The sequence below is a fragment of the Microaerobacter geothermalis genome (assembly GCF_021608135.1).
Lineage (GTDB): Bacteria > Bacillota > Bacilli > DSM-22679 > DSM-22679 > Microaerobacter > Microaerobacter geothermalis.
On record NZ_JAKIHL010000031.1, the window covers coordinates 1 to 16374 of the forward strand.

Consider the following 16374-nt stretch of genomic DNA (forward strand, 5'->3'; position numbering starts at 1 on the left):
CTGATAAATGCAGATATTAACGGTAGTCTTAATATTCTAAGACAAGCCTATACAGGTATTCCCTATCTGATACAAGCAGTGAGGGATAATGGATGCGTGAACCATCCAAAGCGAATAAGGGTTGCCTAAACCATTAGGTGGAAACTTAAATACCAAACTTCGCTTGAAACAAATCTCTAATCTTTGATTAGGAAGCTCCCACTTCAAACGTGGACACGTTAAGTGGTGAGTAGTTCACGGAATTATTGGTTGGAGAAGCGACTGAGGAAAATGTGGAAATGGTTAAGGTCTGGGCCTTGTACACCCATATGTCCAAAGCGATGCCTCCCCTTGTTCAGCACTGGAACTCCCTTGAGGAGCATCAAGAGGCCAGGGAGAAGATAAAAGGGATTACAGAAAAAGTAAAGCAGATGAACATGGAGCTGAGGCAAAAGAAGTAACCTTCCCTGATATACAGTTATGTTCATCATGAGAAAAAAGTGGTACAATTAATTCATCGTCTGGGGGGGAAGTGGGGATAAATCATGAATCTGACCATGTTGACGGATTTTTATGAACTGACAATGATATCTTCCGATGAAGGAAATGACAATCAGGAAGTGGTTTTTGATTTATATTACAGGTCAGCGCCTTCGGGAAATCAATTTGTGATTGCTGCCGGGTTGGAACAGGCTCTTGAATACTTGGATTCCATTTCTTTTACTGGTGAAGATATCGATTATCTGAGGTCAACAGGAGAATTTGGAGAAGAATTTTTGGAAAGGTTAAGAAATTTTACTTTTAGCTGTGATGTGGATGGGGTGCCGGAGGGGTCTGTTGTTTTTCCGAATGAACCGCTCCTTCGGATACGGGGACCTTGGTTTGAAGCGCAATTTGTGGAGACCACCCTTACATTGCTTTTAAATCACCAAACGTTAATTGCGACAAAGGCACAGCGCATTACCCAGGCAGCTGGAGATGATGTGGTGCTGGAATTTGGGGCAAGAAGGGCTCAGGGAGTAGATGCGGCCCTTTACGGTGCCAGGGCAGCCTATATCGGCGGATGCCATGGTACCTCTAATGTAATGGCAGGTGCTAAATTTGGAATTCCCATCCGGGGGACCCATGCCCATTCGTGGATTCAGCGCCATGAGTCGGAACTTCAGGCTTTTCGCCATTATGCAGAAAAACATCCGGAAAACAGCATTTTGCTGGTGGATACATACGATACATTAAGAAGTGGGATCCCCAATGCCATTCAGGTGGGGAAAGAACTGGTGGAAAGAGGATACCGCCTGAAGGGAATCCGTCTGGATTCCGGGGACTTGGCTTACCTATCCAAGAAAGCGAGAAAAATGTTGGATGAGGCCGGGTTTCATGATGCCGTCATTGTGGCATCCAGCGATTTAGATGAATTTATCATTCAGGATCTGAAGGCCCAGGGGGCAAAAATTGATATGTGGGGTGTAGGGACCAATCTGATTACTTCCCGGGATCACCCATCCTTGGGTTGTGTATATAAGTTGGTGGCTGCTGAAGATAAGGGAAAGTTAGTACCCAAAATCAAGGTATCAGAAAATCCAAGGAAGCTTACCAATCCGGGATTTAAGAAAGTACTTCGCCTATTGGATAAGAATACAAAAATGGCTCTGGTTGATTTAATTATGCTAGATGAAGAAACGGTAGATCCTGACCAGCCATTGGAGGTATTTGATCCGGTAAATACGTGGAAAAGAAAGACGGTGAAGAATTTTGAAATCAAGGAACTGCTCGTTCCCTTATTCCGAAAGGGAAAACGGGTGTATTCATCACCGGATATTTCAACCATTCGCCAATATGCTAAGGAGCAACTTTCCCATTTTTCTGCTGAGCAGAAACGGTTGAAAAACCCCCATCGTTATCATGTGGACCTGTCTGAAACCTTATGGACATTAAAGCATAACTTATTGAAAAAAATGAAGGAAGAAATTGAAACCCGGTAGAGTCACTACCGGGTTTATTCTACGCATTTCTATGCATTTGTATTTTGCACCACCTGCTGGCTGATTTCATTTTCCAATTCATCTAGAAGATGAATGAGCTGAAAGGATACCTGCTCTAGCTGCTCCAACCTCTCATTAGCTTTTCGGTTGTCCCCTTTGATATGAGCAGCCAACGCTTCCTTAGCCAGTTCATGGACTTTTATGTGCACTCCCTCCATTGATTGGTAAGAATAAGTCTTTTTTACATTTTCGCCAGCTTCATTGTAATACCAGTTACCCAGACGACAGACAAGATGGTTGGCCACATCTTCAGGATTCAGGCTTTCGTATCCCATAAATGAGTTATAAATCCACCACTTCCAAAGGAGATGGTCCGTTTTGGCCACACGAATCAATTGTCTGTCCTGTAGGGTGCCTATGGAAGATAGGAGGTATAGGCGAAGCTCATTTACCTGTCTGCTTAGTTTGTGCAAATTACTGCCAAAGTCAACGATGCCCTGTTGAGTCTCGTCAGATAAATCACTGACATGGGCCACTCGATTTGCAATCTCAGAGGTGGCTGCAGATTGTTGCTCGGCAATGGCTGCAATATTTCCGGTAGCGCCGCCAATTTCACGGATATCTGAAATAATAGATTTTAGATAGTTTATGGAAATTTTGGCATCTCCAACTCCTTCATCAATTGCTTCGGATATGGCGTTGCTGGACTTGGATACATCAATTGCCTCATGCTGCAGAGTGGAAATCGTATTGGAGATTTTTACAACGGATTGCTTTGTCTGTTCAGCAAGTTTACGAACTTCTGACGCCACCACTGCAAATCCTCGTCCATGTTCACCTGCTCGTGCCGCTTCGATGGAGGCGTTTAAGGCGAGTAGATTGGTTTGCTCAGCTACATTGCTGATAAAACGAATGATTTCATTAATACTGTTAATCTCCTTAAAAAGCTTATCAAAACTGGCCTTTGCTTCCTTGAACTGCTCCCCGATCAAAATAAATTTATCCAATGAATTTTCGATAATCTCCTGCCCTTTTTCCGCTTGAGAAACGGCTGCTTCGGAACTTTCCGCCACATTCGTCGCATTTTTGGCTACCTCATGGACAGATGCGCTTAATTGTTCTGTAGAAGAACTCACACTAATTGCTTCTTCCTGGGTTGATTTGGCTGCTTCAATCAGATCAACGGCTTGGGTCATTCGTGTAATTAATTCCAGCACGGTGCTTACCCCATCAATATTTTTATAGTCCATGGCCTCTTGATAAGATTGAAGAACAATTTGTGAATCCAAAGTGATCACTTTAAGTAGAGACATGATAGTTTTGGTCATTTTCTCAGGGTCTCTGTAATATTTTTTGATAATTATCGGGATAAGAAATTCATATACACGAATATATGCACCGGTATACCATTCGGGAGTTAACTTGATTCGCGCATGCATTTCTCCTATACGTACACGGTTGTTAATGTAACGCTTATCAATTTCTGTAATACTACCTAGGGTTCTAAGATATTGAGAAAAGGTTTTGGATAATTTTTCAACAGAGCTGTGGCGTCTGATAATTGCGTTCAATTCATCAAATTGTTGAAGGACATGGTAATGTTTGTGAGTAATTTCATCTGCCAAGGCGTCAATTTCAGGTTTAATGTGTCGCAAGCGTTGTAAATCCTCTTGGTTTAATTCCAGAAATTTAAGCTTATTATTTATTTCATTGGTAGATTGTATATCCGTTCCTTTAAATTCTTTATGAATGGTCGTCTGGTGAAGATTTCTTATATTTCCAACCAACATAAATCAATCACTCCCTTTTTTCATAGATTTTCTATTCAATTGGGTATATGAACGGAGCTATATAGATGGAATTAAAGAATTCACTAAGGTGAGCCTTCGGGTTCGTACGAAGCGAAGAGGCTAAAGAACGTGAATTAGCCCTTAAACTGACTCCACCTTTGAAGAACCCAGATGTTTTTGAGGACTCCGTTCTTTAGACTTGAAGCGGATCTGAATCACGTCCTGACGAACCCGACTAGCGAAAGTGTGAATCTTTAATTCCACATTTATATAGATTATGAATCTTATTATATTAGATTTATTATTAATCACAACGGATTAACTAGTGAATTTATGTATTTTTTTTGACAATTTCCTTACATTTTCTTTACAATTTGTTTAAATTTTATACAAAATTTCCTAAAAATTTCACCCGGAGGGAAAATACCAGAAATGATATAATAGATTGGGAGCTTTAAGAGGTTGGAAAGAGATATCAAAGAAAGTAAAAACATGTAAAAAAAGCGCAAAGAAAAAAAGGAATATTAATGAAAAGTGTCGAATGTTTTATTTTAGCCTCAAGACATAATGAAAAGATGCATCGGTGAGGAGAGGAAATCCGGTTATGATAGAAATGTATGATGTTTGGAAGACATATCCCAATGGAACCAATGCCCTTCAGGGAATTTCTGCAAAGATCGATCAAGGGGAATTTGTATATGTGGTAGGCCCTAGCGGTGCGGGGAAATCTACTTTTATTAAATTGATGTATCGGGAAGAGCGGCCGACAAAGGGCCGGATTTTTATCAATAATTTCAATTTGGAAAAGATCAAGGAACGGCAAATTCCCCAGATCAGAAGAACCATTGGGGTGGTATTTCAGGACTTTAAACTATTGCCGAGATTAACAGTCTATGAAAATGTCGCGTTTGCCATGGAAGTGATAGAGGCTCCCAAACGGGCCATTCGAAAAAGAGTCCTTGAAGTTCTTCAGTTGGTACGATTAAAACACAAGGTAAAGTCCCTTCCGTCTGAACTTTCCGGTGGTGAGCAGCAGAGGGTGGCCTTAGCGAGGGCTTTGGTGAACAATCCTTCTGTCATCATTGCCGATGAGCCTACGGGAAATCTTGATCCGGAAACCTCATGGGAAATTATGAATCTGTTTAATGAGATTAATTTCCGCGGAACAACTGTTGTGATGGCTACCCATAATAAAGAGATTGTCAACACAATGAAAAAGAGGGTGATCGCCATCGAAAACGGCCGGATTGTCAGGGACGAGCAAAGGGGTGAATATGGCTATGAAGCTTAGATCCTTTGGTCGTCATTTGAGGGAGGGGGTTAAAAATATTGGCAGAAACGGCTGGATGACCTTTGCTTCGGTAAGTGCCGTTTCGATTACTCTATTTATCCTCGGCGTTTTCCTGATGTTGGCTCTTAATGTCAATCACATCGTCGATGTGGTGGAAAACCGGGTTGAAATAAAGGTTTTTCTCGATGTGATGACAGATGAGGAGAATATAAAAAGCATCAAGGGTCAATTAAAGGATATTTCGGGTGTAAAGGAAGTGCAGTTTGTTCCAAAGGAAGAGGGATTGCAGCAGCTAAAGGATAGTTTTGGGGAACAGGCCTATCTATTTGATGGATTGGAGCAGGAGAATCCCCTTCCCGACGCTTTTGTTGTTCGGATTGAAACTCCACAGGAAGTGGAGCAAGTGGCCGGAGAGATTCAAAGAATCCCCTTGGTAGATAAAGTGAATTATGGACAAGGTTTCGTGGACAAGCTCTTTACGGTAACCAGCACCATTAGAAATATCGGGCTTATTTTTATCATTGGCCTGGCCTTCACGGCGATGTTTCTGATCGCCAATACCATTCGTTTAACCATTTTTGCAAGGCGCAAGGAAATTGAGATTATGAAGCTGGTGGGAGCTACCAATTGGTTTATTCGCTGGCCCTTTTTCATCGAAGGACTGCTATTGGGAGTGATTGGCTCCATCTTGCCTATTATTCTTTTATTGGCTGGCTACAAGTTTTTGTACGACCAGGTGATGGTTGACCTATCCTTTTATTTTCTCGACCTGTTGCCACTGTTTCCGTTGGGGTATCAGATTGCCGAATTGTTGATCGGCATCGGAGCTTTTATCGGAATTTGGGGAAGTTTGGTGTCGGTTCATCGATTTTTACGGGTTTAATGTTTAGTTCCGTCCATATAAAACGGACTCTTTAAGAGAATGTTCAGTAAGGATAACGTTTGGGCGAGGGGGAAAATCATGAAGAAATATGTCTTATTCCCGTTTCTTCTGATTCTGGTGTTCACGTTGGTAATCAATACAACTCCTTCGGTTGGACAGGCAGAAAGCCAGATCGAAAAGATTCAGCGGCAGATCAAAGAATTGAAAAAAAAGCAGAAGGAAGCGGAAAAAAGGGCCGCCGAGGCACAAATGGAACTGAATCAGGTGAGCCAACAGAAGAAAGCGGTTCAATATGATATCATGCAGTTGGATCTGAAAATGAATGAAACCCAGGCCAGAATTGACCAGTTGGATAAAGATATCAATAATAAAGAAGAGGAATTAAATCAGGCGGCCGCTGAGCTGCAGGCGGCTGAAACCCGGGTGGCCGAAAGGGACAGCCTGCTTAAAACAAGGGTGAAGATGATGTATGAAACCGGCAAAATTTCTTACTTGGAAGTTTTGTTGGGTTCCAAGAGCTTTAGCGACTTTTTGGATCGTCTGGATTCGTTGAAATTAATTGTGGATCAGGATGTTAATATTTTGGCAGCCAATAAGAGGGACAGAGACACCATTGCCGAGAAGAAGGCAGAGATTGAAGTCAAACTGAATGAGTTGGAGGGAATGCTGGCAGAGGCACAATCCTTAAAGGAAAGCTATAGGCAGCAGTTGAAAACAAAGACGGTGGTTGCCGCCCAATTGGAGCAGAAAGAAAGGGAATTGGGTGAAGTGGACCGGGAAGAAGAGGAACGGGTCATGGCGATCGCCAGAGAAATTGCCGAGAAAATGAAGGAGTTGGAAAAGCTTTATTATAAGGGGGGAAAACTTCTTTGGCCAGCACCGGGAACAACAAGAATTACTTCCGGATTTGGCTATCGGGTTGATCCCTTCACTGGAAAGCCGGCTGGTCATAACGGATTGGATATCGGAGCCAATCCTCCTGGTACATATGGTTCACCCATTGTGGCAGCGGAGTCTGGTGTGGTGATTACTGCCGCTTATCTCCGAGGGTATGGAAATACGGTTATTATTAACCACGGCGGCGGAATATGGACCCTGTACGGTCACAACCAAAAGCTTCTTGTCAAGGAAGGACAGGAAGTAAAACGGGGGGACACCATTGCATTGATGGGATCTACCGGTCGGTCAACCGGACCCCATGTTCACTTTACGGTCTACAAAAATCAAGTTCCTGTTGATCCCATGCCGTATCTTAAGTAGCCCGTTTGAATATACTATTTAAAATGAACATAAAAATTGTACGCAAAGGTGGTAAACAGCGCATGACATTTAGAGGAAGAACAGTTGCATTATTGATTGGAATAGCCATCATTGCGAGCAGCTTGCTAACCCTTGCATGGCTTAATATCAGCGGTTCTGACTATACCATGCAAAAATGGGTTGACAGTGAGCCATTGGCAAAGGAAGGCCAGGGGGGCTCGAAAGGTGACAAGTCCAAGGAGGATATTCCTGAAGATTTAAAAAAAGTTTTTGAAACATACAGAGCCATTAAAGAAAATTATTTTACAAAAGTGGAGGATGAAGAACTGATCAACGGGGCCATCGAAGGGATGGTTAATTCCCTGAAAGATCCCTATTCCACATATATGGATCAAAAGGCATCCAAGCATTTTAGCGAATCGTTGGAATCCACGTTTCAGGGAATTGGTGCCGAGGTTACGATAAAGGATGGGAAAGTGACGATAGTTGCACCATTTAAGGATTCCCCTGCTGATAAAGCTGGACTGAAGGCAAATGATCAAATTCTTTCCGTTAACGGGGAAAGTATCGAGGGCTTAAGCTTGTATGAAGCGGTGTTAAAAATTAGAGGACCAAAGGGCTCCGTCGCCAATCTTCTCATTAAGAGATCAGGAAGTGCCGAACCGATTGAAGTGAAGGTGGTGCGAGACGAGATTCCCATAGAAACGGTATTCTCTTCAACTGTTGAGAGAAATGGAAAAATTTTTGGGAAAATTGAGATTTCCCAGTTTGCCTTTGAAACGGATCAACACTTTATTGAAAAATTAAAATCCTTAGAGGAGAAGGGAATTGATGGTCTGATTATTGATGTGAGAGGAAATCCTGGGGGGCTTCTAAATACGGTTCTTACCATTTCTGAAGAGTTGGTACCCAATAAAGGTGTGATTCTCCATGTGACAGATCGAAACGGGGAGAAGAAGACATTTAATTCAAAGTTGGATGGGAAAAAACCATATCCTATTGTTGTGTTGGTTAATGAAGAAAGCGCAAGTGCATCAGAAATCCTGGCGAGCGCATTGAAGGAGAGCGGTGATTACCCAATTATTGGACAAAAGACCTTTGGGAAGGGGACCGTTCAAAGCACTGTGGAAATGAGTGACAAAAGTAGCCTTAAGCTAACCATTGCCAAATGGTTAACCCCAAAGGGGAATTGGATCCATGAAAAAGGGGTGGAACCCACCTATGAAGTTTCTCAGCCTCCCTATTTTAGCGCGCTGCAACTACCAAAAGACAAGGTGCTGAAAAGGGATATGAATGGACCGGAAATTTCCAATCTCCAAATCATCCTCCAGGGCCTTGGATTTAACGTCAATAGAAGTGATGGATATTTTGATGAAAATACGGAAAAAGCCATGAGAGATTTTCAACTTAATAACAATCTTCCTCCAACAGGATTGCTGGATAAGGATACCGCTGATCTTTTGGAAGAGAAATTGAGGATAAAATTAAGTGATCCCAAGAACGATAATCAGCTTCAAAAAGCTATCGAGGTTCTTGTGAATCTGACGGAAAAGAAATAGAGGATTTCATCAGAAAGTGTCGAATACAAGACCACAGGATCTGTGGTCTTCATTTTTATCTGAAGATGTATACAGGTTGCTAGCTTTTGGCTTCTGATCATGGAGGGTCTCGTATATGAGTATCAGCTATTATGTTCTGGTGTTCCTGATCGTTCTTATCGGATTAATTTCCGTATATTGGAATTATGTAAAATTGATGCATTTAGAAAGGCAACTGTTTGGCCACCGTATTCGTTCCCATTGGAAAAAGATCGGATTATCCTTAGCCTTTAGCATCGTTTCTGGTTTGACCATTTCTGGCGTTTTATATGGTCTGGGAAGCATGATTCCTCCTATCCTTCTATTTCTATGGTGGGGATTAGCCCTGATCCTTTCATTCTTTCGATTTCGTTTTATGGCCTCGGCAGTCATTGGAGGCCTGATTGTGGCCGTCAGGATCCTGATGGAATACTTTCCGCCCGGAAGTGTGATTGGTTCTTTACTAGACGAATTTTGGGCGTTTTTAGGAACGATTGATGTGGTATCCCTGTTGATACTTACGACTATGCTCTTTTTAGCCGATTTCCTTTTTCTTTATTTTTTTGGAGAAAAGGCGGCCACGCCTTATATAGAGAGAAGTAAGAGGGGAAGACTATTTGGAGGTTATCTGTTTCAAAGCCTTTTTCTTTATCCGATCGTGTTAGTTGTGCCAGGCTCCATTGGGATTCCCATTACTGCAGATGTATCGCTGATTCCCTTTCCGGTTCTTTCAGGGTATCAATACCAGATGACCCGGACCTACCCGTGGATAGGGAAAAATATGATTGCAAGGGGCTCCCTGCTAATTTTATTCCTTTTGGCTGTAATAATAGGGATAAGTTATTACTGGCCTCCTGCTATATGGGGTTCATTCCTTCTCCTGTTTGCCCCGGAGGTACTTCATCAGTTGAACAAACGGAAAGAAAAAAACGGGCAGCCGGTGTTTGTAAATGATGAAAGAGGCTGTAGGATATTAGCCCTCATTGATCCTTCACCGGCAATGAAAACGGGAATAAGACCGGGGGAAATCATACAAAAAATCAACGGGGTGCCCATAAGAACGAAAAAAGATATCTATTATTCGCTTCAGAAAAAGCCTGCATACAGTAAAATGGAAATTTTAGACCATGACGGAGAAGTTCGGTTTGTTCAGAGGTCGTTATACCATGGGGAACACCATGAACTGGGAATGGTCACTTCTCCTGAAAAGAATGAACCGTCTATATTGGGGGGTTATCCGAAGGGGATTATTCATTCTTTAAATCCAAAGGTCAGCTCTGATCATCCAGGGATTGAGCTGACCGCCTCTCATACTCCCGCTCCTTAAGGAATAGATAAGCGGGTAGACTTTCTTTATACAGACGGAACGAAAGAATTCACTAAGGACAGCCTTCGAGTTCGTACTTAAGCGTTGAGGCTAAAGAATGGGAATTAGCGATCAAACTGACTCCACCCTTGAAATACCCAGATTTTTTGAGGGCTCCGTTCTTTAGCCTCGATGCGGACATTAATCACATCTGGGCCGAACTCGACTAGCGGACGTGTGAATCTTTAGTTCCACATCAATAGATAGGGGAGAGAATGTATGTCTTTTTTATTTAAACTGTTGATTGCATTGATTGTACCAGGGGCGATAACCGTTGCTGTGGGCCGGGTGGTTATGAATGTTTGGCTTGGGATCATCGTTGCCGTTGGCGTAATGATGGCGGTTTTTGAAGGATATAAGCAGGGACCTGTTTTGATGACACTAGGACTGATCTCGATGATTATTGCATTTTTTATCACAAAGAAGCTCCTTGGCGGGAAGACCTGGGATAAATAGGCGGCAGCACAAACTGAACATCCTTATCCAAAAGTCCTTCGATTAATTCTGGAAGGGCTTTTGTTGTTTGCTGAAGCTCATGACATAACAGGATGCTTCCGTCTTCACTATAACGGATTCCATTTTCAGAAATTTTTTTTGGATGATGTCGATTCAGCCAATCATGGGTGGAAACGTGCCATAACATGGGGATCATATTTAATGTTTCAACTGCCAATAATGTATCGGTGTTATAACGGCCAAAGGGAGGGCGAAAATAGGTAATAGGTACGCCCGTAATTTCTTCGACTTTATCTTTGGATAACTGAAGGTCAGCCAATTGTTCTTGATAGGACAATTTGGTCAGATCCCGATGCTTCCATGAGTGGGACCCGATGAGATGACCTTCATCCAATACTCTTTTCCATGGCCTTTGGGGATGAATATATTTGCCAAGCCAGAAAAAAAGGGCGGGAACATTATAATGGGCCAAAATATCTAAAATTTGATACAAACAACGGCTGGGCCCGTCATCAAAAGTAAGAACCACATACTTCTTTCGAGGTTTATTCGATCCATAAGCATCGCTTTTATTTTCCTGCGCATCTAAACCAATCGAAAATTTTTTAAATATGTCCTGTAAACGGATAACAACCCGGTTATCCTCATGGGGGTATATCACCTCATCATGGCAAACCACTCATGGACTTTGATAAATGGTCATCATCCTTCTCCTCCCTTCCTATTTATCATACAATAATCATCCACAAAATGCATGCAACAGATCACTCTACCACCAATCTGAAATTTTCAGAACAAACGTTCCAAAAATGTTATGGATGGAGCCAATCTTATGATATAATAGCTCTTAATAAATTCTTTGTTCCACCATATCATTTCAAAATAAAGAAAGGATGAGAGCTGTGAACCAAACGTTTCAGCTCGTTTCAGAATATGAACCCCGGGGGGATCAACCGAAGGCCATTCAGCAGTTGGTTTCAGGGGTAAAAAATGGGAAAAAGCACCAAACCTTATTAGGGGCAACCGGTACGGGAAAAACATTTACCATTGCTCAGGTGATTCAGCAGGTACAGAAGCCTACACTGGTGATTGCCCATAACAAGACGTTGGCTGCCCAATTATGCAGTGAATTTAAAGAGTTTTTTCCCAATAATGCCGTTGAATACTTTGTCAGTTACTATGATTATTACCAGCCTGAAGCCTATATTCCACAAACGGATACCTACATTGAGAAGGATGCCAGTATCAATGATGAAATCGATAAGCTTCGCCACTCGGCTACCAGTGCCCTTTTTGAAAGAAGGGATGTCATTATTGTGGCCAGTGTATCCTGTATCTATGGTTTGGGAGATCCGCGGGAGTACCGGGATTTGGTTTTGTCCCTGCGGGTGGGAATGGAAAGGAACCGGGATGATGTCCTGCGAAAACTGGTATCTATCCAATATGAGAGAAATGACATCAACTTCGTCCGAGGAACATTTAGGGTAAGGGGAGATGTGCTGGAGATATTTCCGGCTTCCCGCGGTGAGCAGGCGGTTCGGGTTGAGTTTTTTGGAGATGAAATAGAACGGATTTCAGAGATTGATGTGTTGACAGGGGAAATCATTGCGGAGAGGGATCATATTGCCATTTTTCCTGCTTCTCACTTCGTAACCAGGGAAGAGGTCATGAGGGAAGCCATCCAGAGAATTGAAGCAGAACTAGAGGACCGTTTAAAGGTCCTTCGGGAGAACGGGAAGCTGCTGGAGGCACAAAGGCTGGAGCAGAGAACCAGATATGATATTGAAATGATGCAGGAGATGGGGTATTGTTCCGGGATTGAAAACTACTCCCTTCACTTAACGGGAAGACCCCCTGGCTCTACTCCCTATACCTTGTTAGATTATTTTCCTGATGATTTTTTGATCGTGATCGATGAGTCCCATGTGACCCTTCCCCAAATCAGAGGAATGTATAACGGGGACCGGGCGAGAAAGCTGACCCTCATTGACCATGGATTTCGCCTGCCCTCAGCCGCCGATAACCGACCCTTGAAATTTGAGGAATTTGAAAAGCATATCCGCCAGATTATATATGTTTCTGCCACACCGGGACCCTATGAATTGGAACATACCCCCGATATGGTGGAGCAAATAATTCGTCCTACAGGACTGGTAGATCCCAGCATCTCGGTTCGTCCGATTAAGGGACAAATCGATGATTTAATTGGGGAAATCCATGAGCGGGTAAAGCGTAATGAAAGGGTTTTAGTCACTACCCTGACCAAAAAAATGGCTGAGGATTTGACCGATTATTTAAAGGAAGTTGGCATCAAAGTGAAGTACCTTCATTCGGATATTAAGACCATTGAGCGAATGCAAATCATCCGAGGTCTTCGATTGGGAGAATTTGATGTGTTGGTGGGAATTAACCTTCTGAGGGAAGGTCTGGACTTGCCTGAAGTTTCCCTGGTAGCCATTCTTGATGCGGATAAGGAGGGCTTTTTGCGGGCGGAGCGCTCTCTGATTCAGACCATTGGAAGGGCTGCCCGCAATGCCAATGGTCAGGTCATTATGTATGCAGACCAGATTACCCATTCCATGAGGGTAGCCATTGATGAAACCAACCGCCGCCGGGCGATCCAGATGGAGTACAATAAAAGGCATGGAATTACCCCGCAGACGATAAAGAAGGCCATTCGAGATGTCATAGAAGCGACAAGGGCGGCGGAGGAGAAGGGGGATTATTTCATTGATCTTCCTGAGCAAAAAATGTCCAAGAAGGACAAGCAAGCTTTCATTGACCGCTTGGAAAAAGAAATGAAAGAAGCAGCCAGACAGCTACAGTTTGAACGAGCAGCTCAATTGCGTGATATGATTTTGGAACTAAAAGCGGAAGGATGAGTTATGTTGTCTCAGCATCATATTGTGATCAAAGGGGCAAGAGCCCACAATTTAAAAAATATTGATGTCACCATTCCAAGGGATAAGTTTGTGGTTCTTACCGGCTTATCCGGATCGGGCAAATCCTCTCTGGCCTTTGATACCATCTATGCAGAAGGGCAGCGAAGATATGTGGAATCCCTCTCTGCCTATGCCAGACAGTTTTTGGGCCAGATGGAAAAGCCCGATGTAGATTCCATTGAGGGCTTGTCCCCAGCCATCTCCATTGATCAAAAAACGACGAGTCGAAACCCCCGGTCTACCGTTGGAACCGTAACGGAGATCTATGATTATCTTCGCCTGTTGTTTGCAAGAATTGGGCGGCCCCATTGTCCTACCCATGGGACAGAAATCAGCTCTCAGACCATTGAACAGATGGTAGACCGCATCATGGAATATCCTGAGCGTACTAGAATTCAGATTCTTGCTCCAATGGTTCGGGGGAGAAAGGGGGAGCACGTCAAGCTGTTTGAAGAGATTCGCAAGCAGGGATATGTTAGGGTGCGGGTAGATGGGGAGATTAAAGACGTCAATGAGGAGATTATCCTTGAAAAAAACAAAAAGCATACGATTGAAGTGGTAGTTGATCGGATTGTGGTCAAAGAGGGAATTCATTCCAGGTTGGCTGACTCCCTTGAAACGGCATTAAAACTGGGTGAGGGAACTGTGGTTGTGGATATTATGGACAAGGAGGAACTTTTATTCAGCCAAAATCTCGCTTGTCCGGAATGCGGATTTAGCATCGAGGAACTGTCCCCCAGAATGTTTTCCTTTAATAGTCCCTATGGAGCTTGTCCTGCCTGCGACGGGTTAGGGAGCAAGATGGAGGTGGACCCCGATCTTGTGATCCCTGATGATGAAAAGACCATAGAAGAGGGAGCCATCATCTCTTGGGCTGGGATTTCATCTACCTATTATCCGCAGTTGTTAAAGTCGGTTTGTGAACATTTTGGAATTCCTGTCGATGTTCCAGTAAAAGAGTTGAGCAAAGAACATAAGAAAGTGATTCTTTATGGAAGCAATGGCGAGAAAATAAAGTTCCGCTATGAAAATGATTTCGGACAGGTAAAGGAAGCCCTTGTTTCTTTTGAAGGAGTCATCCCTAATTTATCTAGAAGATATTTGGAAACCAGTTCTGATTATATCCGTGAAATGGTGGAAGGGTTTATGACCCAAAAACCCTGTCCTGCCTGTCATGGGGATAGGCTTCGTCCTGAATCGTTGGCGGTCCGAATTCATGGAAAAAATATTGCCTATGTTACCCGTCTTTCCGTTGGAGCCGCTTTGGATTATTTTGAATCCCTTCAGTTAACGGATAAAGAGATGACCATTGCCAGACTGATCCTAAAAGAAATTAGATCCAGATTAGGATTTCTAGTTAATGTAGGGTTGGATTATCTTACTTTAAGCCGAAATGCTGGGACCTTATCCGGGGGAGAAGCCCAGCGGATTCGATTGGCCACCCAAATCGGCTCCAGTCTCACGGGTGTTTTGTATATCTTGGATGAGCCCAGTATTGGACTTCATCAGCGTGATAATGCCCGATTAATTCAGACCCTTGAAAAAATGAGGGACTTGGGGAATACCCTGATCGTGGTGGAGCATGATGAAGATACGATGCTGGCAGCCGATTATATCATTGATATAGGTCCTGGTGCAGGTATTCATGGAGGAGAAGTGGTTGCCCAGGGTACGCCCCAAGAGGTGATGAACCATTCGCAGTCCCTTACCGGTCAATACCTAAGCGGCCAAAAATTTATTCCTATCCCTGTCGAGAGAAGACGGCCAAATGGGAAATGGATTGAAATTATTGGGGCAAAGGAGAATAATTTAAAGAAAATCGATGCCAAAATTCCCCTTGGCGTTTTCACTTGTGTTACCGGGGTATCCGGTTCCGGAAAGAGCAGTTTAGTCAATGAGATTTTATATAAAACCTTGGCAAGGGAACTGGGCAGGGCTAAGGTTAAACCGGGACTCCATGAGCGGATCAAGGGAATGGAGCATTTGGATAAGGTGATCGATATTGATCAATCTCCCATTGGACGGACGCCCCGTTCCAATCCGGCCACCTATACGGGGGTTTTTGATGATATTCGGGATGTTTTTGCCCAAACCAATGAAGCTAAAATAAGAGGGTACAAGAAAGGGAGATTTAGCTTTAATGTCAAAGGGGGACGATGTGAAGCCTGCCGTGGGGACGGAATTATTAAAATAGAAATGCATTTTCTTCCGGATGTATACGTTCCCTGTGAGGTGTGCAAAGGAAAAAGATATAATCGGGAAACGTTGGAAGTTAAATATAAAGGGAAAACCATTGCTGATGTACTGGATATGACCATTGAGGATGCCCTTGAATTTTTCAAAAATATTCCTCGCATTCAGCGAAAAATTCAAACCTTATTTGACGTAGGGCTGGGATATATGAAATTGGGACAACCAGCTACCACGTTGTCGGGAGGAGAAGCCCAACGGGTAAAGCTGGCCTCTGAATTGTACCGGCGGAGCAATGGCAAAACCTTGTATATATTGGATGAACCGACAACGGGGCTTCATATAGATGATATTCACCGGCTGTTGATTGTTTTACAGCGATTGGTAGAAAGTGGAGATTCGGTCCTGGTGATTGAGCATAATCTGGATGTGATCAAGACGGCAGATTATATTATAGACTTAGGTCCTGAAGGAGGGGACCGGGGGGGGAAGATCATAGCCACCGGTACTCCGGAAGAAGTGGCAAAGGTAAAGGGTTCCTACACTGGTCAGTTTCTATCCCCAATTCTTGAACGGGATACACGAAGAACCCGTGAGAAAATTAAAAATTTGGAGAAGATAGGTGTGAGATGAATCCTTTGGATATGGTTTTCGTATG

12 protein-coding genes are annotated in these 16374 nt (G+C 43.2%); 10 read left to right on the forward strand and 2 right to left on the reverse strand.

Going from position 1 to position 16374, the window contains the following annotated elements:
- Positions 1 to 245 precede the first annotated feature (245 nt).
- Both L1765_RS11320 and L1765_RS11325 read left to right on the forward strand, forming a co-directional pair.
- The gene (locus tag L1765_RS11320) at positions 246 to 440 is read left to right on the forward strand and encodes a DUF2573 family protein (RefSeq protein ID WP_268928876.1); all 195 of its coding nucleotides are present in this window, start codon (positions 246 to 248) and stop codon (positions 438 to 440) included.
- Positions 441 to 524: 84 nt separating this feature from the next.
- On the forward strand, positions 525 to 1961 hold the full coding sequence (locus L1765_RS11325) for a nicotinate phosphoribosyltransferase (RefSeq protein WP_236407409.1): 1437 nt from the start codon (positions 525 to 527) through the stop codon (positions 1959 to 1961).
- A gap of 29 nt (positions 1962 to 1990) precedes the next feature.
- Here the strand turns inward: L1765_RS11325 and L1765_RS11330 are convergent, their stop codons facing one another.
- Complete coding sequence (locus L1765_RS11330; RefSeq protein WP_236407411.1) at positions 1991 to 3751, reverse strand: protoglobin domain-containing protein; 1761 nt, start codon at positions 3749 to 3751, stop codon at positions 1991 to 1993.
- Between the two features lie 604 nt (positions 3752 to 4355).
- On the opposite strand from L1765_RS11330, the gene ftsE reads away from it, so the two are divergent.
- The 6 genes from ftsE to L1765_RS11360 all read left to right on the forward strand — a co-directional run bounded on the left by ftsE (position 4356) and on the right by L1765_RS11360 (position 10584).
- Positions 4356 to 5042, forward strand: coding sequence for a cell division ATP-binding protein FtsE (ftsE, locus tag L1765_RS11335; protein ID WP_236407413.1), 687 nt, complete (start codon positions 4356 to 4358; stop codon positions 5040 to 5042).
- Positions 5032 to 5925 (forward strand): permease-like cell division protein FtsX, encoded by an 894-nt coding sequence (gene ftsX / locus L1765_RS11340; protein ID WP_236407415.1) that lies wholly within the window; start codon positions 5032 to 5034, stop codon positions 5923 to 5925. The genes ftsE and ftsX overlap by 11 nt, the downstream gene beginning before the upstream one ends.
- A 78-nt stretch (positions 5926 to 6003) precedes the next feature.
- Complete coding sequence (locus L1765_RS16125) at positions 6004 to 7185, forward strand: murein hydrolase activator EnvC family protein (protein ID WP_329610016.1); 1182 nt, start codon at positions 6004 to 6006, stop codon at positions 7183 to 7185.
- Between the two features lie 62 nt (positions 7186 to 7247).
- Entirely contained in the window at positions 7248 to 8744 is a 1497-nt protein-coding gene (locus L1765_RS11350; protein ID WP_236407417.1) for a S41 family peptidase, read from the forward strand.
- A 115-nt stretch (positions 8745 to 8859) separates the two neighbouring features.
- Positions 8860 to 10089 (forward strand): PDZ domain-containing protein, encoded by a 1230-nt coding sequence (locus tag L1765_RS11355; protein ID WP_236407419.1) that lies wholly within the window; start codon positions 8860 to 8862, stop codon positions 10087 to 10089.
- A gap of 258 nt (positions 10090 to 10347) precedes the next feature.
- Positions 10348 to 10584 carry a DUF2198 family protein gene (locus L1765_RS11360; RefSeq protein ID WP_236407421.1) on the forward strand — a complete coding sequence of 79 codons (237 nt, stop codon included), beginning with the start codon at positions 10348 to 10350 and terminating at the stop codon, positions 10582 to 10584.
- Here the strand turns inward: L1765_RS11360 and L1765_RS11365 are convergent.
- Entirely contained in the window at positions 10544 to 11263 is a 720-nt protein-coding gene (locus L1765_RS11365) for a polysaccharide deacetylase family protein (protein ID WP_236407422.1), read from the reverse strand. The two genes, L1765_RS11360 and L1765_RS11365, sit on opposite strands and share 41 nt — an antisense overlap.
- 214 nt (positions 11264 to 11477) lie before the next feature.
- Between L1765_RS11365 and uvrB the strand changes: the two genes are divergently transcribed.
- Both uvrB and uvrA read left to right on the forward strand, forming a co-directional pair.
- Positions 11478 to 13466, forward strand: a complete 1989-nt coding sequence (gene uvrB / locus L1765_RS11370; protein ID WP_268928878.1) for an excinuclease ABC subunit UvrB — start codon at positions 11478 to 11480, stop codon at positions 13464 to 13466.
- A gap of 3 nt (positions 13467 to 13469) precedes the next feature.
- On the forward strand, positions 13470 to 16349 hold the full coding sequence (gene uvrA, locus L1765_RS11375; RefSeq protein ID WP_407942259.1) for an excinuclease ABC subunit UvrA: 2880 nt from the start codon (positions 13470 to 13472) through the stop codon (positions 16347 to 16349).
- Positions 16350 to 16374 lie beyond the last annotated feature (25 nt).